Annotated in this window: 19 protein-coding genes; 10 read left to right on the plus strand and 9 right to left on the minus strand. The window is 64.0% G+C overall.

The annotated features are described in order from the left end of the window. Positions 1–8: 8 nt before the first annotated feature. The 8 genes from ACN6KF_RS19975 to ACN6KF_RS20010 all read right to left on the minus strand — a co-directional run bounded on the left by ACN6KF_RS19975 (position 9) and on the right by ACN6KF_RS20010 (position 8,899). Complete coding sequence (locus ACN6KF_RS19975; RefSeq protein ID WP_434958522.1) at positions 9–965, minus strand: dipeptide ABC transporter ATP-binding protein; 957 nt, start codon at positions 963–965, stop codon at positions 9–11. Continuing rightward, a complete protein-coding gene (locus ACN6KF_RS19980) occupies positions 962–1,951 on the minus strand; it encodes an ABC transporter ATP-binding protein (RefSeq protein ID WP_434958523.1) in 990 nt (329 codons plus the stop codon). The genes ACN6KF_RS19975 and ACN6KF_RS19980 overlap by 4 nt, the downstream gene beginning before the upstream one ends. A gap of 2 nt (positions 1,952–1,953) precedes the next feature. Continuing rightward, positions 1,954–2,886, minus strand: coding sequence for an ABC transporter permease (locus ACN6KF_RS19985; protein ID WP_434958524.1), 933 nt, complete (start codon positions 2,884–2,886; stop codon positions 1,954–1,956). Further along, positions 2,876–3,892: an ABC transporter permease subunit gene (locus ACN6KF_RS19990; RefSeq protein WP_434958525.1), complete on the minus strand. Its 1,017-nt coding sequence runs from the start codon at positions 3,890–3,892 to the stop codon at positions 2,876–2,878. Before ACN6KF_RS19990 ends, ACN6KF_RS19985 begins: the two co-directional genes overlap by 11 nt. A gap of 81 nt (positions 3,893–3,973) precedes the next feature. Next, entirely contained in the window at positions 3,974–5,581 is a 1,608-nt protein-coding gene (locus ACN6KF_RS19995; RefSeq protein WP_434958526.1) for an ABC transporter substrate-binding protein, read from the minus strand. A 546-nt stretch (positions 5,582–6,127) separates the two neighbouring features. Then, positions 6,128–6,454, minus strand: a complete 327-nt coding sequence (locus tag ACN6KF_RS20000) for a DUF2853 family protein (RefSeq protein ID WP_434959719.1) — start codon at positions 6,452–6,454, stop codon at positions 6,128–6,130. A gap of 162 nt (positions 6,455–6,616) precedes the next feature. After that, on the minus strand, positions 6,617–7,558 hold the full coding sequence (gene gshB / locus ACN6KF_RS20005; RefSeq protein ID WP_434958527.1) for a glutathione synthase: 942 nt from the start codon (positions 7,556–7,558) through the stop codon (positions 6,617–6,619). A gap of 123 nt (positions 7,559–7,681) precedes the next feature. Beyond that, entirely contained in the window at positions 7,682–8,899 is a 1,218-nt protein-coding gene (locus tag ACN6KF_RS20010; protein WP_434958528.1) for a serpin family protein, read from the minus strand. A 563-nt stretch (positions 8,900–9,462) separates the two neighbouring features. Here ACN6KF_RS20010 and hisB point away from each other — a divergent pair. The 7 genes from hisB to coaA all read left to right on the plus strand — a co-directional run bounded on the left by hisB (position 9,463) and on the right by coaA (position 14,215). Beyond that, positions 9,463–10,056: an imidazoleglycerol-phosphate dehydratase HisB gene (gene hisB / locus ACN6KF_RS20015; RefSeq protein WP_434958529.1), complete on the plus strand. Its 594-nt coding sequence runs from the start codon at positions 9,463–9,465 to the stop codon at positions 10,054–10,056. A 4-nt stretch (positions 10,057–10,060) separates the two neighbouring features. Continuing rightward, the gene (locus ACN6KF_RS20020) at positions 10,061–10,582 is read left to right on the plus strand and encodes a DUF2628 domain-containing protein (protein WP_434958530.1); all 522 of its coding nucleotides are present in this window, start codon (positions 10,061–10,063) and stop codon (positions 10,580–10,582) included. After that, a complete protein-coding gene (gene hisH, locus ACN6KF_RS20025; protein WP_434958531.1) occupies positions 10,579–11,229 on the plus strand; it encodes an imidazole glycerol phosphate synthase subunit HisH in 651 nt (216 codons plus the stop codon). The genes ACN6KF_RS20020 and hisH overlap by 4 nt, the downstream gene beginning before the upstream one ends. Continuing rightward, positions 11,217–11,957, plus strand: a complete 741-nt coding sequence (gene hisA / locus ACN6KF_RS20030) for a 1-(5-phosphoribosyl)-5-[(5-phosphoribosylamino)methylideneamino]imidazole-4-carboxamide isomerase (protein WP_434958532.1) — start codon at positions 11,217–11,219, stop codon at positions 11,955–11,957. Before hisH ends, hisA begins: the two co-directional genes overlap by 13 nt. 81 nt (positions 11,958–12,038) lie before the next feature. Continuing rightward, complete coding sequence (gene hisF, locus ACN6KF_RS20035; protein WP_434958533.1) at positions 12,039–12,887, plus strand: imidazole glycerol phosphate synthase subunit HisF; 849 nt, start codon at positions 12,039–12,041, stop codon at positions 12,885–12,887. A gap of 25 nt (positions 12,888–12,912) precedes the next feature. Then, complete coding sequence (locus ACN6KF_RS20040) at positions 12,913–13,230, plus strand: phosphoribosyl-ATP diphosphatase (RefSeq protein WP_434959720.1); 318 nt, start codon at positions 12,913–12,915, stop codon at positions 13,228–13,230. A 31-nt stretch (positions 13,231–13,261) separates the two neighbouring features. Continuing rightward, entirely contained in the window at positions 13,262–14,215 is a 954-nt protein-coding gene (gene coaA, locus ACN6KF_RS20045; protein WP_434958534.1) for a type I pantothenate kinase, read from the plus strand. A 14-nt stretch (positions 14,216–14,229) separates the two neighbouring features. On the opposite strand, the gene ACN6KF_RS20050 is transcribed toward coaA, so the two are convergent. Further along, positions 14,230–15,486 (minus strand): MFS transporter, encoded by a 1,257-nt coding sequence (locus tag ACN6KF_RS20050; RefSeq protein WP_434958535.1) that lies wholly within the window; start codon positions 15,484–15,486, stop codon positions 14,230–14,232. Positions 15,487–15,589: 103 nt separating this feature from the next. On the opposite strand from ACN6KF_RS20050, the gene ACN6KF_RS20055 reads away from it, so the two are divergent. From ACN6KF_RS20055 to ACN6KF_RS20065, 3 genes are all read left to right on the plus strand, one after another. Then, positions 15,590–16,483, plus strand: coding sequence for a LysR family transcriptional regulator (locus tag ACN6KF_RS20055; protein ID WP_434958536.1), 894 nt, complete (start codon positions 15,590–15,592; stop codon positions 16,481–16,483). 125 nt (positions 16,484–16,608) lie between these two features. Further along, the gene (locus ACN6KF_RS20060; protein ID WP_434958537.1) at positions 16,609–18,162 is read left to right on the plus strand and encodes a Ppx/GppA phosphatase family protein; all 1,554 of its coding nucleotides are present in this window, start codon (positions 16,609–16,611) and stop codon (positions 18,160–18,162) included. A gap of 234 nt (positions 18,163–18,396) precedes the next feature. Further along, positions 18,397–19,626: an argininosuccinate synthase gene (locus tag ACN6KF_RS20065; RefSeq protein ID WP_434958538.1), complete on the plus strand. Its 1,230-nt coding sequence runs from the start codon at positions 18,397–18,399 to the stop codon at positions 19,624–19,626. The last annotated feature ends 339 nt before the right edge of the window (positions 19,627–19,965 follow it).

The following is a 19,965-nucleotide window of genomic DNA, read 5'->3' on the forward strand; positions in this document are numbered from 1 at the left end:
GTCACCCCTCAGACCTCGAAACAGGCGACCATGCGCTCGTGCTTCAGTTCGAGGAGCGGGCGCTCGTCCCGGCAATGGGGCTTGACGATCGGGCAGCGCGGATTGAAGGCGCAGCCAGCCGGCGGAGAGAAGGGCGATGGCAGTTCGCCCTGCAATACGATGCGCTCGCGCTTGCGGTCGGGATCGGCCTGCGGCGTCGCCGACATCAGTGCTCTCGTGTAGGGGTGCTGCGGCGCCGAGAACAGGGCCTCGCGCTTGCCCATCTCGACCGCCCGCCCCAGATACATCACCATCACGTCGTCGGCGATGTGGCGCACCACCGACAGATCATGACTGATGAAGATGTAAGCGAGCTTGAATTCCTGCTGCAGCTCGGCAAGCAGGTTGAGTACTTGCGCGCGCACCGAGACGTCCAGCGCGGAGACCGGTTCGTCCAGCACCAGGATCTTCGGCCTGAGCATCAGGGCCCTGGCGATGGCGATGCGCTGGCGCTGGCCACCGGAAAACATGTGCGGATAGCGCATCGCCTGCTCGGGACGAAGGCCCACCCGCTTCATCATGGCAATGGCCGCCTCGCGCCGTTCTCCCGAGCTCAACTTGGTGTTGACCAGCAAGGGCTCCTCCAGTGCCTGCGCAATGGTCTGGCGCGGATTGAGAGAGCCGAAGGGGTTCTGGAACACGATCTGGATTTCGCGACGCAAGGTTTTGCGCTGTGCCGCCGTCGCGAGCTTCACATCGATGCCGCCAATGGTCAGCGAACCGGCGCTGGGCTGCTCGATCATGGTGAGGAGGCGCGCGAGAGTCGACTTGCCGCAGCCCGATTCGCCCACCACCGCCAGCGTCTTGCCGGCATCGAGCGTGAAGCTCACGCCCGCGAGCGCCTTCACGGTGGCCTTGCCGCCGAACATGCCGCGCTTGACTTCATAGGAGCGCACGAGATCCCGTGCGTCGACGAGAACTGTCACGATACGGCCTCCATGCGGGCCGTCTTGCCACCAGTCAGCGGGTGGATGCACAGGGCCTCGTTATATTCGATGCCGGCTCGCTTCGGCGGTGCCGCACGGCATTCATCGGTGACATAGGAACAGCGCGGCGAGAACAGGCAGCCGCGCGGGCGGTCATACTGCCCCGGCACGACGCCGGGAATGGACGGCAGCATCTGCGACGTCGCCCGCTCGGGCAGGGCGGCCAGCAGGGCAGACGTATAAGGATGGCGCGGCGTATGGAACAAGGCGGCGGTCTTGGCCCTCTCGACCTGCTGGCCGGCATATTGCACGATCACGCGCTCGGCCGTCTCGGCAACCACGCCCATATCGTGGGTGATCAGCACCACCGCCATGCCACGCTCGTCGCGCAGCTTGACCAGGAGGTCGAGGATCTGGGCCTGAATGGTCACATCGAGCGCCGTGGTCGGCTCGTCCGCGATCAGGAGCTTGGGATTGCAGGAGATCGCCATGGCGATCATCACGCGCTGGCTCATGCCCCCCGACATCTGATGCGGAAAGGCCGACAAGCGGCGCGCAGGATCGGTGATGCCGACGTCCTTTAGCAATTCCACCGACCGTTCCTGCGCCTCGCGCCGGGACATCGGCAGATGGGCGCGAATGGCTTCGGCGAGCTGGAAGCCCACCGTGAAGCACGGATTGAGCGAGGTCATTGGCTCCTGGAAGATCATCGCCATGTCGCGGCCGATGATCTTGCGCCGTTCGCGCGCTGAGATCTTCTGCAGGTCCAGGCCGTTGAAGGCCAGCTTGTCGGCGGTGATGCGGGCCGTCTTCGGCAGGAGCCCCATCAGCGCCAGCATGGCCACCGACTTGCCGGATCCCGACTCACCGACGATGGAAACGATCTCGCCGGGGTCGATCGAGAGCGAGACGCTGTCGACCGCCCGGAAGAAGCCGTGCTTGACCTGGAATTCGACCGCGAGATTGGAGATTTCGAGCAGCGCCATGTCTAGCCTCGCTTCAACTTGGGATCGAGCGCATCGCGCAGGCCGTCGCCGAACAAATTGATGGCGACCACGGTGATCAGAATGCACACGCCCGGCGCGATGGCGAGCCAGGGTGCGCTCTGGATGTCCTGACGCACGTCGGAAAGCATGGCGCCCCATTCGGGTATCGGGGGTTGTGCGCCCATGCCGAGAAAGCCCAGTGCCGCTGCCTGCAGAATAGCATCGGAGACGCCCAATGTCGCCTGCACGATCAGCGGCGCCATGCAATTGGGCAGGATGGTGCGGAACAGCAATCGGGGTGGCTTGACCCCGACGACCGTGGCGGCCGTGACATAGTCCTTCGACAATTCGCCGAGGGCGGCCGCTCTGACGATGCGTACGTAACGCGGCAGGAACACGATGGTGATGGCCGCGACCGTCGGTCCCAGTCCCGGCTGCAGAATGGCGACGATCACCATGGAGAGCACCAGATCCGGGATCGACATGATCATGTCCATCAGCCGCATCAGGACGAAATCGAACCAGCCGCCCAGATAGGCCGCGATGAGCCCGAGCACCACGCCGAGCAGCATCGAGACCAGCATCACGGTCAGGCCGATACCGAGCGAGTAGCGTGCGCCGTAGATCAGGCGGGACAGCACGTCACGGCCGCCGGTCTTGTCGGTGCCGAGGATGAAATCCCAGCTGCCGCCCTCGACCCAGGCAGGTGGCTGGCCGACATGGCCGGGATGGCCGGCGTCCGGCCAGCCGGGTGCATTGTAGGGTGCGTAGGGCGCCAGGAAATCGGCGAAGACGGCAACCAGTACCACCAGGACCAGGATGACGAGGCCCGCGACGGCGCCCTTGTTGTGCTTGAGAGAGTCCCAGATCTCGGCGAGGGCCGAGGGCGGCTTGGCCGAGCGGACTACGGCCGAAGCATGCGTATCAGCGGCCATGGCGAATCCTCGGATTGATGACGCCGTAGAGCAGGTCCACGAAGAGATTGATGAAGGTGACGAGGATGGCGATGATCAGGATGCCGCCCTGGAGCGCCGGATAATCGCGGCGCGAGAAGGAATCGATCAGCCACTTGCCGACACCGGGCCAGGAGAACACCGATTCCGTCTGCACCGCGCCGGCGAACAGCATGCCGATCATCAGGCCGACCACGGTGACGATCGGGATCATGGCATTGCGCAGGGCATGCAGGCCGATCACCCGCAGGGGCGACAGCCCCTTGGCCCTGGCCGTACGGACATAATCCTCGTTCAGCACTTCCAGCATGGCCGAGCGCGTGATGCGCATGATCACCGCCAGCGGGATGGTGCCGAGCACGATGGCAGGCAGGATGAGATGCTGCAGCGCCGACCAGACGGCCCCCTCCTGGTCGGACCAGAAGGCATCCCAGATCATGAAGCCGGTAGTGGTTTCCTCATCGAAATAGAACATCGTGTCGATGCGCCCGCCGACCGGCGTCAGATCGAGCTTGAGGGAAACCAACAGGATCAGAAGGATGCCGAACCAGAAGATCGGCATGGAATTGCCGAGCACGGCAAGGGCGGTGGCGATGTAGTCGGCGAACTTGCCACGCTGGAGAGCAGCGAGGATGCCGAAGGGAATGCCGAGGCAGACGGCGAAAATCATGGCCGCGACGGCCAGTTCCACCGTGGCGGGAAAGAGCGTGAAGAACTCAGTCAGCACCGGCCTCTGGGTGACGAGGGAGGTACCGAAATCGCCGTGCAGGAGCTTCCACAGATAACGGCCGAACTGCTCATAGACAGGTTGGTCGAGACCGAGTTGATGACGAAATTCGGCTAAGCGCTCGGGCGAAATACCTCTTTCGCCCACACGCACTTCGACCGGGTCGCCTGGAACCATTCGAATGGCGAAGAACGCCAGAGCGACCAACGCGATGAAGGTCGGAATGGTCATGGCGACACGCTTGAGCAGGAAGGTCAGCATGGGCGCTCGCGGGTCAGCAGTAGAAAACAGGATACAAAAAGGCTGCCGGGCCGATGAAGACCTGGCAGCCTGAGAGTGCGATTACTTCTTCAAGTCGGTATCGAAGAATTCGAAGCGGCCGAGCGGCGAGGGCTTGAAGCCTTCGACATTCTTGCGAACGGGCGTGTAGACCACCGTATGGGCGATGTTCAGATACGGAACTTCGTCATGGGCGATCTGCAGCATCTCCTGGTAGAGCTTGGTGCGCTCGGCCTTGTCGAAGCTGGCGCGGGCCTTCTCCAGGCGTTCCTGGTGATCCTTGTTGCACCAGCGCGGATAGTTCTGCGAGACGGGCTTCTTCTTCTCGATATCGCAGGCGAACAGGAAGAAGAAATTGTCGGGATCGCCATTGTCGCCGGTCCAGCCCATCTGAGGCAGCGAGGCTTCGGCGTTCTGGAGGCGCTTGCGGTAATCACCCCATTCATAGGTGACGAGCTTGGCGTTGACGCCGATCTTGGCGAGATCGGCCTGCATCAGCTCGCCCATGCGCTTGCCGTTGGGATTATAGGGCCGGTAGACCGGCATGTACCACAGGTCGATATCGATCGGGGTCTTCACCCCGGCATCGGCCAGCAGCTTCTTGGAAGCCTCGGGGTCATAGCCATATTCGGGGATCTTGTCGTTGTAGCCCAGCATGAAGGAGGGGATCAGCGTGGTCGAGGGCTTGCCGCTGCCTTCATAGACGTCCGAGAGGATGGCCTTCAGGTTGATCGCCTTGGCCAGAGCCAGACGCACTTCCTTCTTGTCCAGCGGGGGCTTCTCCGTGTTGAAGGAGAAGTACATGTCGTTCAGGCCTTCATTGGTCAGGACCTTGATGTCCTTGTTGGCCTCCATCGCCTTGAGGTCGGACGGGTTGGGGCCGACCATCACCTGGCATTCGTTCTTCTGCAGCTTGGCATAGCGGGCGGCGGCATCCGGCGTGATCGCGTAGACAAGCTGGTCGATCTTGACCTTGGTGCCCCAATATTGGGGGAAGGCCTTGTAGCGGATGACCGCGTCCTTCTGATAGGCGACGAACTGGAACGCGCCGGTGCCGACTGGCTCCTGGTCAAACTTCTCGGGCGTGCCGGCCTTGAGCAGGTAGTCGGCATATTCGGCCGACTGGATGGTCGCGAAGTCCATGCCGAGATTGGCCATGAAGGGCGCGTTCGGTTTGGTCAGCGTCATCTTGACCGTATAGTCGTCGACCTTCTCGATCGTTTTCAACAACTCCGGCATCGCCATGTCGTTGAAGTAGTCGTAAGCGCCGCCCGAAACCTTGTGATAGGGGTTGTCATCCTTCCACTGCCGGTTGAAGGAGAACAGAACGTCATCGGCGTTGAAATCCCGCGTCGGCTTGAAGCCCTTCCAGGAGTGGAACTTCACGCCCTTGCGCAGGTGGAAGACGATCTCGGTGCCGTCCTTGGAGACATCCCACTTCTCGGCAAGGCCGGGCCGGAGATCGGTGGTGCCGGGCGTAAATTCCACGAGCTGGTTGTAGACCGGTCGGGCGGCATCGAGCGAAGTGCCGGTGGTGTTCAAGGCCGGGGTGAAGTTCTCGGGGCTTCCCTCCGAGCAATAGACCAGCGTCTTGGTCGCGGCCATTGCCGTCGTTCCCAGCAACGCGGCAAAGCCGGCCGCCAGAAGGCCTGTCTTCAGCAGTTTTGACATTTGTTCCCCACTGTCATGGTGCATTGTTCCGTCCGCTTCCGAGCGAACGCAAACGCCGAACGGGCATTCAGGGCGTGCCGTCCTTATGGTTTCTGGCCAGACAAGGGCGTTTCGAGCCGAGGAGAAGAAGTTCGAGGACGCAAGCCTTCCGGCTTGTTACGCCCGCCACAGGCGAGGCCCATGACTGAAACGACCTGCTCATCGGCCAAAGCCGCAGCGCCGCCAAAGGCGGTGAGGCAACGAATGGCTTTCTGCAGCGTCGCTCCGCTCACCAGGGATGCATATCCTGGTTGCGATGCGCCTCCCGTCCGGCCATTTCCGGCCTCATCTAGCTCCAAACCATACTCGACGTTACGCCCCTTGCCCAGTTGGCGCGTATGGAAGCCTTTTTATGCGTTTTCGGCAATCGGAATCTGACATTTTCGTGGCGTTTGTAATTTTTGTATCAGGAAGCGCCAACGAAAAACCCCGCGGCAATTCCACGGGGCTTTTCTGTATCATAAAGTTACCCAAGCGGGCGGCGCGGCGGACGCGCCGAAGCAAGAATCAGGCGGATTTCACAAAGAGGTCGAGCTTCTTGTAGTGCTCGGCGAGGAGATAATAGACCGTCACGCGCGATTTCGAATGGTCCGCCTTGAGCTTCTCGATCACCGCGGCAATCGCTGCATCAAGCTTGTCGTCGGCATCCGTCAGGGCGAGCTTCTTCTTCAGGAAGCTGTCACGAACGCGGGCAAGTTCGGTGGGATCCTTGCCAGCAACGAGCGAAGAGTCGCGATTACGCAGAGCAATGCCAAGATGCTTCACGATGCCGGCAGCAGCGGCTTCGTTCACACTGGACGTGTATTTCTTGATATCAGCGACGTAGGTAGCCAGATCAGACATCGGCGTGCATTCCTCCTGGATCACGATGCATCGGACACAGTTATTTGCTGGTCGAAACAAGCGTGGAATATTAGGGCATGATTTGCCCAAAGGCGCTACCGCAAAGTGCAACTTTCCCTACGGAAGGCGCACAGAAATGCACCCAGAAGGCACTCAGCGCCGTTTTTCCTCGATCGCATCCCAGATCTGGGCAGCCAGATCCGGGCCACCGAGCCGCTTGATCGCCCGCAAGCCCGTCGGCGAAGTCACGTTGATCTCGGTAAGATGGCCGTCGATCACATCGATACCTGTGAACAGCAACCCCTTGTCACGCAGCGTCGGCCCGATTCGCTCGCAAATCTCGAGTTCGCGCGGAGACAGGTCCGTCGGCTTGGCCGCACCGCCACGCACCATGTTGGAACGGATGTCGCCCGGCTGCGGCACCCGGTTGACGGCGCCCGCCGCGACCCCGTCGACCAGGATGATGCGCTTGTCGCCCTCGGAGACCTTGGGCAGGAAGTGCTGCACCACCCAGGGCTCACGCGACAGCGAGGCGAAGAGATCGTAGAGCGAGCCGAAATTCGGGTCCTGCCGCGCCACCTTGAACACGGCCGCACCGCCATTGCCGTAAAGCGGCTTCATCACCACGTCGCCATGCTCGGCCCGGAAGGCCTCGATCTCGGCTCGGTCGCGGGTGATCAGCGTCGCCGGCATCAGGTCCGGAAACTCGGTGACCAGGATCTTCTCGGGCGCGTTGCGCACGTGGAAGGGGTCGTTCACCACCAGCGTCTTGGGATGGATGCGCTCGAGCATGTGGGTGGTGGTGACATAGGCCATGTCGAAGGGCGGATCCTGGCGCAGCAGCACCACGTCGAAGCTGGAGAGATCGGTGCGGCTCTCGGCGCCGGCCGTGACGTGGTCGCCCTCGACATCCTGCACGGTGACAGGCCTGACCTGCGCAGAGACGATGCCATCCCGCTGGGACAGCGTATCGGGCGTGTAGACGGCGAGCGAATGGCCGCGCGCCTGTGCCTCCAGCATCAGGGCGAAAGTGGAATCCCCCTTGATGTTGATGCGCTCGATCGGATCCATCTGCACGGCAACATTGAGCTTCATCAGGCAGTTCCTCGGAATTCCAGGGCGTATCGAAAAGGACTGCTAGTTAGATAGCGCTCAACGCCGCGTCGCAACAGAAGCCGAGGGGATCACGACAAAAAAAGAGGCGCGCTGGCGCGCGCCCTACTGTGCCTTGGACGCGTCGCCGACATAGCCGGCAATCAAGGTCTGGCCGCTGGCCTCGTCGCGCAAGGCGAACAGGAAAGGCTTGTCGGCGACGAAGGAGAGTTCCGGTTTGTCGGCAAGGCTGCGGGAGGTGATGGCGGTGGCCGCTGCCGCCTCTGTGCCCTTCTCGTCGACGGCGATCACGACCTTCTGGATGATCTCGTCGATCTTCTGCGGCTTGGCCGAGAACTGACGCAGCGCATCCGGCGCTCCGGCGGCCGGATCGAGCCCGAGGCTGTCCAGGCTTGCCCTCAAGTCACCACCGGCCTTGATGGCGAGGCGCGGCAGGGCGACGGTACCGGCTGTCTCCGTGAAGCCCTCACCCGTCAACCAGCTCGAGACTTCCGAGAAATCCGCGAGGCCGGCCGGCTTGTCGGTGGTGGTGATCAGAATCAGCGCATAGCCCTTGGTGCGGTAGGGCAGGGAAACACCGACGAAGCGTCCGTCCTGGCGGGCGAGCCGGGGCGCCGAGCCGGAATGCATCATCGCCACCTTGGCCGCGCCGCCCTCGGCCCGGTGGAAATCGGCCTCGCCAGTCTGGGCGGGATCGAAGGCCATGCGCCACTCGTCCTTGAAATGAAGGGCATTGAGCAGGACGAGGCCGCCCTTGTGCAGGGGATTGTCGATGAGGCTGGGGATGAGCCCGCGCGTGCGCTCCTTGACCAGGGCGTTGATGGCGTCGCGCGTCGCCGGGCTGGCGAGATCGGTGACCTCGACCATCGCGCCCGCCTGCTTCAACTTCGTCACGGCGGCCGGCTTGGGATCCGCCTCCCGGTCGAAATAAATAGCGCCGATGCCGGTCAGCGGGCTGTCGGGTTTGCCGCCCGCGATCAGGGGCGACAGGGCCTGGCGCTGTTTCGTGAAATCACCGGCCTTGCCTTCCAGCCGCAGCGTCTTGAGCAGCGCGGCATGCAGCTTCGGGCTGGCACCGAGATCGAGCAGCGAGAAGGCGGCAGCCAGGCTGGCCGGGGAGACCACCAGATTGGGCTCGCTCGCTGCTGTCTTGCCGAGCGTGGCGAGCAGATCGAAGCCGAAACGGGCGGAGGCCTGCGAAATGGCGTTCGGGGGAGATTTTGCCTTCTCGGCCTTGGCATCAACCGGCTTGGCATCGGCTGATTTGGACTTCGACGCGGCCTGGGCCTGCCATGGCAAGGCGGCCAGCAAGCCGAGGATCATCAAGGCTCTCCTCGAAACTGCAAACTCTGCGCGGCGGCCCATGCCCCATCCTCCTCGACGGGCCCCGGAGCAAAGCGCGTCTCGACGGAAACGCTTGTTTGCTCCAGCCCCCTGTTTCGGCGCGTCGTTGCGATTCTTGCCGAATTCCGTCAAATCGCAAAACACTCTCGCGCCCGGTTCCTAACCCCAGATAAACATGATGCCATGGACGCGCTGTATCGCAGAGCACCTTTCTGCGTGAATGCACCGCACAATACGGGCTTTCCCCGCACCCGCCACCCCGCTATAAGGCTGCCCCTTGGGGGTTATGGTCATGGCTCGACTATCGAAGCCAGCCATGCCCCTGGAGCAAAGGGCGTTTAGACGAAAACGCTTGTTTGCTCTCACTCTTTAGTTAGACGCGTCTTTGCGATTCTTGGCGATTCCGCTAAATCGCAAAACGCTTTGAGCAAATTCCCCGAGGCCCATTCATGGCTCTCATCGGGAAACTCTGCTTAGTCGTTGTATCGCCCATGCCGAAGGTCGCCACCGTCTTTCGGCACAAGGTTCTAGCGGGGTCAGCCATGCGCAGTGCGTCGATCGAGCGCGTCACCAATGAAACGTCGGTGTCCGCAACCGTCGAACTCGACGGCACCGGCAAGCACGACATCGCCACCGGTGTCGGCTTCTTCGACCATATGCTCGACCAGCTCGCCCGCCATTCGCTGATCGACATCAGCGTGCGTACCAAGGGCGACCTGCATATCGACGACCACCATGCCGTCGAGGATACCGGCATTGCCCTGGGGCAGGCCATCCGCAAGGCGCTGGGCGACCTGAAGGGCGTCACGCGTTATGCCGATGCCTATCTGCCGATGGACGAGACGCTGACGCGCGCCGCCATCGACATATCTGGCCGCCCCTTCCTGGTGTTCAAGGTCGATTTCCCGCGCGAGAAGATCGGCACCTTCGATACCGAACTGGTGCGCGAATGGTTCCAGGCCTTCGCCATGAATGCCGGCATCACGCTGCATGTCGAAACGCTCTATGGCAGCAATGCCCATCACATCGCCGAAAGCTGCTTCAAGGCGCTCGCTCGAGCCCTGAAGTCGGCTATTGCCATTGACCCACGCCTGGAAGGCCAATTGCCGACCACCAAGGGCAAGCTCGGAGGCTGAGACGATGCCGAGCTGGTTCGTGTTCGAGCCTGCCAAGACCGCTCCCGGCACGCTGGCGGCGGCCGACAAATCCGTCTTCGTCAAGGATGGTTTCAGCCTCGGCGCCTTCCTCGTCACGCCGGTCTGGCTGTTGTGGCGCAAGATGTGGCTGGTGTTCCTGGCCTGGCTGGCGCTGCAGGTGGCGCTCGCCGTGCTGACAACGATGCTGTCGCTGGACCAGCGCGCAGCCGGGATCGTCTCGCTGCTGGTCAGCCTGTGCTTCGCCCTTGAAGCGAATGCCCTGCGCAGTTGGACCATGCGCCGGCAGGGCTGGCGCTTTGCCGGCATCGCATCCGGCCAGAGCCTCGACGAGGCCGAACAACGCCATTTCGAGGGACGGTCCATCGCCTCCCCGAACCCGCCAGCATCAGGCCAGGTGCTGCCTGGCCATGAATTCCCCGGCCCCTGGTCGTCAGCCCTCGGCCAGAGCAGCGGTTCGCCGGGCGTGCTCGGCGTCTTTCCCGAACCGCATGGAACAAAGCCTTGATCGCAACCATCATCGACTATGGCTCGGGCAATCTGCACTCGGCCCGCAAGGCCTTCGAGCGCGCCGCGAGCGAAGCCGGGCTGGCCGTCGCCATCGAGGTGACCAATGATCCCGAACGGGTTGCCAGCGCCGATCATGTCGTGTTGCCGGGCGTGGGCGCCTATGCCGACTGCAAGCGTGGCCTCACCGCCATATCCGGCATGATCGAGGCTCTCGGCCATGCCGTCACCGTCAAGGGCCGCCCGTTCCTCGGCATCTGCGTCGGCATGCAGCTGATGGCCGAGCGCGGGCTCGAATTCGAGACCACACAGGGCCTTGGCTGGATCGGCGGCGACGTCAAAGCCATCCAGCCTGCAAATCCAACCCTCAAAGTGCCGCATATGGGCTGGAACACGCTGTCGGTCCGGCGGGAGCATGCGCTCCTCGCCGGCATCCCGACCGGTCCTTCCGGCCTGCACGCCTATTTCGTCCATTCCTATCATCTGGCGGCAGCCGATCCGGCCGATGTGATCGCCGAGGCCGATTATGGCGGCCCGGTCACGGCCATGGTCGGCCGCGCCAACATGGTGGGAACCCAGTTTCATCCCGAGAAGAGCCAGGCTCTCGGCCTGGCTTTGATCGCCAACTTCCTAGCGTGGCGCCCGTGATCCTCTTTCCCGCAATCGATCTCAAGGAAGGGCGCTGCGTGCGCCTCATCCAGGGCGACATGGCCCAGGCCACCGTCTTCAACGACGATCCGGCCGAACAGGCGATCGCCTTCGAGGACATGGGCTTTTCCCATCTCCACGTCGTCGACCTCGACGGTGCCTTCGCCGGCAAGCCGATGAACTCGGCCGCCGTGGAGCGCATCCTCGCCGCCTGCACCATGAAGGTGCAACTCGGCGGCGGCATCCGCGACATGCGCACGGTGGCCGCCTGGCTCGACAAGGGCATCGCGCGCGTGATCATCGGCACGGCTGCCGTACGCGATCCCACCTTCGTCAAGGAAGCCGCCAAGGCCTTTCCGGGGCAGATCGCCGTGGGCCTCGACGCACGCGACGGCCTCGTCGCGGTCGAGGGTTGGGCCGAGGTCTCCACAGTGACCGCCGAGGAAATCGCCAAGCGTTTCGAGGATGCGGGTGTATCAGCCATCATCTACACCAACATCGCCCGGGACGGCATGCTCAAGGGCATCGACTGGGACGGCACCCTGGCTCTGGCCCGGGCAGTCTCGATCCCGGTGATCGCCTCGGGCGGTCTTGCCTCCATTGCCGATGTCGAACGCCTGGTCCAGCCCGATGCCGCCCTGCTGGAAGGCGCCATCGCCGGGCGCGCCCTCTATGACCACCGCCTGGACCCGCAGGAAGCCCTCGCTTTGCTGAGCAGGGTGGCCTGACGTGCCAGCGAAGCACGTGATTTTCCTCTATAATTCTGTCATGGTGCCGGCAACGGCCCGCAGTCCCGGTCAAGAAGGTCGATGCTCAAAGCCCGCGTGATCCCCTGCCTCGACGTCAAGGACGGCCGTGTCGTCAAGGGCGTGAATTTCGTCGATCTCATTGATGCCGGCGATCCGGTCGAGAGCGCGCGTGCCTATGACGCCGCCGGCGCCGACGAATTGTGCTTCCTCGACATCGCCGCCACCCATGAGAACCGCGGCCTGCTGCTCGATGTGATCAGCAGGACCGCGGAGGCCTGCTTCATGCCGCTCACCGTCGGCGGCGGCGTGCGCGCGGTCGAGGATATCCGCCAGCTCCTGCTCGCCGGTGCCGACAAGGTCTCGATCAATTCGGCCGCCGTGGCCGACAGGCAATTCGTCGCCCGCGCGGCCGAGAAGTTCGGCCAGCAATGCATCGTCGTCGCCATCGACGCCAAAAGAGTTTCTGCCGAAGGCGAGGCGCCCCGCTGGGAGATCTTCACCCATGGCGGGCGCCGCCCGACCGGCATCGACGCCATCGCCTTTGCCGAGGACGTGGTGCGGCTGGGCGCCGGCGAATTGCTGCTCACCTCCATGGACCGCGACGGCACCAAGATCGGCTTCGATCTCGATCTCACCCGCGCCGTCGCCGACAGGGTCGGCGTGCCGGTGATCGCCTCGGGCGGTGTGGGAACGCTCGAACATCTGGTCGAGGGCGTGCGCGACGGCCATGCCAGCGCGGTCCTCGCCGCCTCGATCTTCCATTTCGGTACCTTCTCGATCCACGAGGCCAAGACCTATATGGCCAAGGCGGGCCTGCCGATGCGCCTTGATGGACAAGTGGGGAATTCGATCGGAGACGACCGCATTCCCAACATGACTCAAAATAAGGAGACGCGTTTTGCGATCTAACCAGATCGCAAAACGCTATTGCGGCATGAGCTTTTCGCTGAACGATCTCGAAGCCCGGGTGGCGGAGCGCGCCAAGGCGCCGCCGGAGCAGTCCTGGACGGCCAAGCTGCTGGCGGGAGGGCCGCCGCGGGCCGCCAAGAAGTTCGGAGAGGAGGCAGTGGAGTTCGTGATCGCCCTCACCGAAGGCGATGAAGGCCCGATCGTCTCGGAGGCCGCAGACGTGCTCTATCATCTGCTCGTTGGCCTCAAGGCACGCGACATCCCGCTGGCGTCGGTCCTGCAGGAACTCGAGCGGCGCACCGGGCAATCAGGCCTTGCCGAAAAAGCGGCCCGTCCGAAGTGACGCCAATCAATTGAGGGGGCAGGCAAACGCCATGGATCAACTCGTGAAGTCGCCGGTCTCCCCCTATTCGGTATTCACCCGCAGCGAGTGGGCCAAGCTGAGGGCCGACACACCCATGACCTTGACGGCGGCCGAGCTCGACCGCCTGCGCGCCCTCAACGACCCGGTCTCGCTGACCGACGTCGAGGAAATCTACCTGCCGCTGTCGCGCCTGCTCTCACTTTATGTCGCGGCGACGCAGGGCCTGCATCGCGCAACCCAGCGCTTTCTCGGCACCCGCGACGGCAAGGTGCCCTATCTGATCGGCGTGGCAGGCTCGGTCGCGGTCGGCAAATCGACCACCGCCCGCGTGCTACGCCAATTGCTGACGCGCTGGCCGAACACGCCGAAGGTCGACCTGATCACCACCGACGGATTCCTGTTTCCGAATGCCTTCCTGCGCGAGCACGGGCTGATGGAGCGCAAGGGCTTTCCGGAAAGCTACGACACCCAGCGCCTCCTGCGCTTCTTGGCCGACATCAAGGCGGGCCAGGGCAAGGTCACGGCGCCGGTCTATTCCCATCTCGTCTACGACGTGGTGCCGGGCGAGATCGTCACGGTGGATCAGCCCGACATCCTGATCGTCGAAGGGCTCAACGTCTTGCAGCCGGCTCGCCTTCCCCGCGACGGCAAGGCGATCCCCTTCACCTCCGACTTCTTTGACTTCGCCGTCTACCTCGACGCCGAGGTACCGCTGCTCAGGCGCTGGTATGTCGAGCGTTTCATGACCCTGCGCGAGACGGCCTTCCGCAACCCGCTCTCCTTCTTCCACAAATATGCCGACCTGACCGAGGCCGAAGCCCTGGAGACGGCACTTGGCCTGTGGAGCCGTATCAACCAGCCCAATTTGATCGAGAACATCCTGCCGACCCGCCCCCGCGCCGATCTGATCCTGCGCAAGGGAGACAGCCACGACATCGAGCAGGTTTCGCTCCGGAAGTTGTGAGCCCGAGGATAGTCTCAGGGCGCCCGGGCTCCGGCCCTCTCGGTGAGAAAGGTCGCCAGGGCCGCAAGAGCGAAAGCCGCGCCTACCGCGCAGATGCCGGGCCAGCCGGCCGCGATCCAGGCCACGCCCGACAGACCCGATCCCACCGACGTGCCGATGAAAAACAGGCCGGTGAACAGGCCGTTGATGCGCCCGCGCGCCTCCGGCTGCAGCAGGTTGATGGCGCGGCGCCCCAGAGTCTGGTCGCAGACGACGCCGAGGTCGAGCAGGATGGCGGCGGTGGCCAGCACCGCCAGGGCGACGGGCGACGAAGGCGGCGATGCACTGCGGGTCATCAGATCGCCGCCGATCTCGGCCAAGGCCATGGCGCAGATCACGGCGCAATGAGCGAGCAGAGTGGCGCAGCGCGTCCGGCCCCGGTCCCCGGCCCGTCCGGCCAGCGGCGCCACCACGGCACCGGCCGCACCCGCCAGCGCAAACAGGGCTATCCCCGTCTGGCCAAGCCCGAAGGGCGCCTCGGCAAGGCGCAACGCCACCGAGGTCCAGAACACGCCGAACGCCCCCATGCACAAAGCCTGATAAAGCGCCCGCCGCTGCAGCACCGGTTCCTGTCGCAGGATCGTCCACAATGAGCCTATAAGGCCGAGATAGCCGACGCCACCGGCCGGCCGGCGCTGAGGGATGATGAAGGCCAGGCTCGCCGCCAGCAGGGCCACCAGGATGGCAAGGCCGCCATAGAACCAGCGCCAGCCCGCGATCTCCGCCACGAGGCTGGCGGACGGTCGCGAGACCAGGATGCCGAACATCAGGCCACTCATCACATTGCCGACCACCCGGCCGCGCTGGCTCGCCGGGCTCAATTGCGCCGCCGCAGGCACCAGCATCTGGATGGCGCTCGCCGTCAGCCCCGCGACATAGCAGGCGCCGAGGAAAAGGGCCGGCGTCGGCGCGCAGGCGACCGCAGCCAGGGCCAGCACGTCGACGGCCAGGGTCGCCACGATCAGCGCCCGGTTCTCGACGATGTCGGTGAGCGGCACCAACAGAAACAGGCCGCTGGCATACCCCAGCAAGGTGAGCGTGGTGACGAGCCCGGCTTCGGCGGCATCGAGGCCGAAGGCCGGGCCGATCAGGCCGATGAGAGGCTGCGAGGCAAACAGGCCGAGAACGACGATGGCGACAGCAGACGCGAACAGCAGGGTCAGGCCGGCGGACAGGCCGTCAACCGGTTCGGCGGGCGCCTGCGCCATTCCGGCGGTCGAGGTGGAGGGCATGATGCTCTTTCCCAATGAGAAAATCGGGTCGCAGTTTGCATCCGTCCGATTAAGGTGATAATCGCTATTATTCTTGAATAATTATTCCTTTATTCGTGATAATATGGCGAGCCTTGAGCAATATGAAGCCTTTGTCGAAACGGTCGAGCGCGGCAGCCTGACGGCAGCGGCACATCATCTCAACCGCTCGCTGCAGGCGGTAAGCCGGGCGATCGCCGCACTCGAGGCGGAATTGGGCGTCGAGCTCATCCGGCGCACCACGCGTCGCCTGCAGACGACGCCGACCGGGATGCTCCTGCGCGAGCGGCTGCGCGCAGCCCTGAAGGACATCGACGATGCCCGCTCGCAGGCCCAGCGCGAGGGGCAGCGCATCGCCGGCCTGTTCCGCATCAGTGCCTCGATCCATTTCGCCGCGCAATTCGTCGTGCCGACCGCCGTGGCCTTCGCCCAGCGTTATCCGGAGGTCGAGATCGAGTTCGTGCTGGACGACGCCTTCTCCCATCTCATCGAAGAACGCTTGGACGTGGCGATCCGGGTCGGCGATCTCGGCGCTGCCAGCCTGCGGTCGCGCAAGATCACCCAGTTGCGCCGCGTGGTGGTGGCCGCGCCGGCCTATCTGATGCAGCATGGCCGGCCGCGCCTGCCGGCCGAGCTTGCCGCCCACCGCTGCGTCATCCGCACCATCGGGCCGGAGGGCGATTCCTGGCCGTTCATGATCGGGGACCGGCTCGTGCGCATCCCGGTCAAAGGCGCGATGAAATGCAACGATGCCGCCGCGGCCAATGCAGCCGTCGCCCTCGGGGCCGGTATCGGCATCGCCCCGCTCTGGCAGGTACGACGGGAAATCGACGATGGTCGCCTGGAAGTGCTGCTCCCCGACTACGAGCCGCCACCGACACCGGTGAGCGCCGTGTGGCCCGCCCAGGCCGGCACGCCGGCCCGAACCCGCCTTTTCGTCGAGATGCTCGCCCACCGGCTGACGGGCGAGCGGATCTGAGAAAGATGCTCTCGACGATGGGCTGCGTTCCCCATCCTGCGGATGGACGAAGCCCCCTGGTTCCGCCATGATCCCGGCAATTCTGGAACCAACGCCAGATTCCCGGCAGGCATTGGGAGCGCTTCATGGAGACCAGCACCGGCACGGCAGCCGTTCATCGTCCGCTCGACCTCGATCCGAAGCGGGCGGGACGCCTCGATCGGGCGCATTATGGCGTCATCGACATCGGCTCCAATTCGGTCCGCCTGGTGGTCTACGACCAGCTTGGCCGGGCCCCATTGCCGCGCTTCAATGAAAAATCGCTCTGTCGTCTCGGTGAAGGGCTGGCCCAGACCGGCCTGATCTCCGTCGAGGGATTCCAGCGGACGGTCGAGGCCGTGCGACGTTTTCGCGCCGTGGCCGATGCCATGGGCGTGGCGCGCCTGGATGCTACCGCGACGGAGGCGGTGCGCCGGGCCGAGAACGGCAAGGATCTGGTCGAGGCCATTCGCGCGGAGGCGGGCGTCGATGTCCGCATCCTCAGCGGCGCCGAGGAGGCGAGATTTGCGGCGCTTGGCGTGATCTCCGGCTTCCACCGGCCCGTCGGCATCGTCGGCGATATGGGCGGGGGCAGCCTGGAGCTCGCCGCCGCCCTGGATGACCGGGTCGGCGAGGACTGGGTCAGCTTCCCCCTGGGGGCCCTGCCGGTCGAGGCGCTGATGCAAGGCCCGGACGATGCGAAACGGCGGATCGATGCGCTGCTGAAGGAGAAAACGCCCGCCTCCTTCCTGAAACAGCCGATCTTCTTTGCAGTCGGCGGGGGATGGCGGACACTCGCCAAGGCCCATATGGCACTGAATGCGGCGCCGGTTCCCGTGGTGCACGGCTATCGCATCCCGGCGACCGAGGCCCGGGCCTTTGCCAAGACGCTGCTGCGCCTGCCCCTGGCCAAGATCGCCGAATTGCCGGGCATATCGCGTCGGCGCGCGCGAACCATGCCTGCCGCCGCCTTGGTTCTGGACCGCGTGCTCAAATATCTGGCGCCGGACGAGGTGGTATTCTCGGCCCTCGGCCTGAGGGAAGGCTGGCTCTACTCGCAGCTCGACGCCGAGGAGCGCTATCTCGATCCCTTGGTCGAAGGCGCCCAGTTGATCGGGCTGCCGGGTTCGCGCGTGCCCGACTTTCCTCCCGCTCTGGTTGCCTGGACCGCCGGGCTGTTCCCGGACGAGAGTCCGGCCGAAAAGCGCCTGCGCGTGACCTTGTGTGCGCTCTCGGACCTCGGCTGGCGCGACCATCCCGACATACGGGCGGAAGAAAGCCACCGCCGCGTGCTGCAATTTCCCTTCATCGGCCTGGATCACGCCGAGCGGGCCTTCCTCGCCGTCGCGCTTCACGCCCGTCACGCCGGCCGGCTCGATGCGCCCTATCTCGCCGGGGCCTTGAAGTTGCTGTCCCCGGCGGATCGTCGCCGCGCCGAGATTCTTGGACGGGCTTTGCTGGTGGCCTACCGCCTGTCCGGCGGCACGCCGGCCGTGCTGGCCAATTCACGCCTCTCCATCGGCTCCAACCGCCTCCGCCTGGAAGTCGGCCGTTCGGCCCGGGTGCCGGACAGCGAAGCGGTGAGCGAGCGCCTGTCCCTGCTGGCCGCCGCGGCCGGGGTCAAGTTCTCGGAGATCACCGAGCTCGCCCAAGAGGGTTGATCGGCCTCGCCAGGCGTCTCACTTCAAGGTTCTTGCTCCGATCGATCACAATTCTTGACTGGCTCGCGGCTGGTCGCTGTGGGAGAAAATCCCTCGAAGGCGCAGAGGGCAGCGAATTCCAGCTCCGAAGGAGCGCCTCCCACGCTTGTCTTGTTGCACCGGCTGACTATAGTCGCGCGCGATTTTCGTCGCCGGGTTCCCTGCCCGGTGCCATCCCAACCCGAAGGCTCTTTGATGTCTCAATCCGTCAAGAAGGTGGTGCTCGCCTATTCCGGTGGCCTCGACACCTCGATCATCCTGAAATGGCTGCAGACGACCTATAAGTGCGAGGTCGTCACCTTCACCGCCGATCTCGGCCAGGGCGAGGAATTGGAGCCGGCGCGCCAGAAGGCGCTGCTGCTCGGCATCAAGCCTGAGAACATCTACATCGAAGACCTGCGCGAGGAATTCGTGCGCGACTATGTCTTCCCGATGTTTCGTGCCAATGCCCAATATGAAGGCGTCTATCTGCTCGGCACCTCGATCGCCCGCCCGCTGATCGCCAAGAAGCAGATCGAGATCGCCGAGAAGACCGGCGCCGACGCCGTCTGCCATGGCGCCACCGGCAAGGGCAACGACCAGGTGCGCTTCGAGCTCGGCTACTACGCCCTCAAGCCCGACGTCACCATCATCGCCCCCTGGCGCGAATGGGACCTGCGCTCGCGCGAACAATTGATCAAGTTCGCCGAAGAGCACCAGATCCCGATCGCCAAGGACAAGCGCGGCGAGGCGCCCTTCTCGGTCGACGCCAACCTGCTGCACTGCTCCTCCGAGGGCAAGGTGCTGGAGGATCCGGCGATCGAGGTGCCCGATTACGTCTATTCGCGCACGGTCAATCCGGAAGATGCGCCGGACACCCCTACCGTCATCACCATCGACTTCGAGAAGGGCGACGCCGTCGCCATCGACGGCGTGAAGATGAGCCCGGCCGCCCTGCTCGCCAAGCTCAACGAGCTCGGCCGCATCAACGGCATCGGCCGGCTGGATCTCGTCGAGAACCGCTTCGTCGGCATGAAGTCGCGCGGCATGTACGAGACGCCCGGCGGCACCATCCTGCTGCCGGCCCACCGTGCCATCGAGAGCATCACGCTCGACCGCGGCGCAGCGCATCTCAAAGATGAGCTGATGCCGAAATATGCCGAGCTCATCTACAATGGCTTCTGGTTCTCGCCCGAGCGCGAAATGCTGCAGGCCCTGATCGACAAGAGCCAGGAAGCGGTGACGGGCTCGGTGCGCCTCAAGCTCTACAAGGGCGGCGTGCATGTCATCGGCCGTGAGAGCCCCAACTCGCTCTACAGCCAGGACCTCGTCACCTTCGAGGAAGGCGCCGTGGCCTATGACCACCGCGACGCCGCCGGCTTCATCAAGCTCAACGCCCTGCGCCTGCGCACCCTCGGCAGCCGCAAACGCAAGCTGGGCGTCTGATCCGGTTCGCATCAAGTTTGAAATTGCTCACTGCCCTTCCCCACCCAGGGAAGGGCTTTTTATTTGTCAAAGCGCTTCAGATCGACAGCATCCAAGCCCAGCGGAACGATGGCGTGTTAACTTTGATGCATTGCAGCAAATAATTTTTGCGCCGCAAGATGAACCCTTGAAGTAAAATGAGTCCCTTTCTTTCGATCACCCCGACAAATGCTCTGTGATGATACGATCTCATATCAAAGATCGCATTGATTAATCGTAGTACAATTGCAATGATCGTGCCTGTTGGTCCTCCAGAGACCGGAACACGAGCAAGGCACCCCCATGATCAGGAAATTCGTC

Source organism: Labrys methylaminiphilus subsp. lupini (assembly GCF_051161885.1).
Lineage (GTDB): Bacteria > Pseudomonadota > Alphaproteobacteria > Rhizobiales > Labraceae > Labrys.

Coding starts and splice junctions, on each gene's coding strand:
- ACN6KF_RS19980 (WP_434958523.1), bottom strand. CDS start 1,951: ATGGCGCTGCTCGAAATCTCCAATCTCGCGGTCGAATTCCAGGTCAAG.
- ACN6KF_RS19985 (WP_434958524.1), bottom strand. CDS start 2,886: ATGGCCGCTGATACGCATGCTTCGGCCGTAGTCCGCTCGGCCAAGCCG.
- ACN6KF_RS19990 (WP_434958525.1), bottom strand. CDS start 3,892: ATGCTGACCTTCCTGCTCAAGCGTGTCGCCATGACCATTCCGACCTTC.
- ACN6KF_RS19995 (WP_434958526.1), bottom strand. CDS start 5,581: ATGTCAAAACTGCTGAAGACAGGCCTTCTGGCGGCCGGCTTTGCCGCG.
- gshB (WP_434958527.1), bottom strand. CDS start 7,558: ATGAAGCTCAATGTTGCCGTGCAGATGGATCCGATCGAGCGCATCAAC.
- ACN6KF_RS20010 (WP_434958528.1), bottom strand. CDS start 8,899: ATGATCCTCGGCTTGCTGGCCGCCTTGCCATGGCAGGCCCAGGCCGCG.
- hisB (WP_434958529.1), top strand. CDS start 9,463: ATGCGCAGTGCGTCGATCGAGCGCGTCACCAATGAAACGTCGGTGTCC.
- ACN6KF_RS20020 (WP_434958530.1), top strand. CDS start 10,061: ATGCCGAGCTGGTTCGTGTTCGAGCCTGCCAAGACCGCTCCCGGCACG.
- hisF (WP_434958533.1), top strand. CDS start 12,039: ATGCTCAAAGCCCGCGTGATCCCCTGCCTCGACGTCAAGGACGGCCGT.
- ACN6KF_RS20040 (WP_434959720.1), top strand. CDS start 12,913: ATGAGCTTTTCGCTGAACGATCTCGAAGCCCGGGTGGCGGAGCGCGCC.
- coaA (WP_434958534.1), top strand. CDS start 13,262: ATGGATCAACTCGTGAAGTCGCCGGTCTCCCCCTATTCGGTATTCACC.
- ACN6KF_RS20050 (WP_434958535.1), bottom strand. CDS start 15,486: ATGCCCTCCACCTCGACCGCCGGAATGGCGCAGGCGCCCGCCGAACCG.
- ACN6KF_RS20055 (WP_434958536.1), top strand. CDS start 15,590: ATGGCGAGCCTTGAGCAATATGAAGCCTTTGTCGAAACGGTCGAGCGC.
- ACN6KF_RS20060 (WP_434958537.1), top strand. CDS start 16,609: ATGGAGACCAGCACCGGCACGGCAGCCGTTCATCGTCCGCTCGACCTC.
- ACN6KF_RS20065 (WP_434958538.1), top strand. CDS start 18,397: ATGTCTCAATCCGTCAAGAAGGTGGTGCTCGCCTATTCCGGTGGCCTC.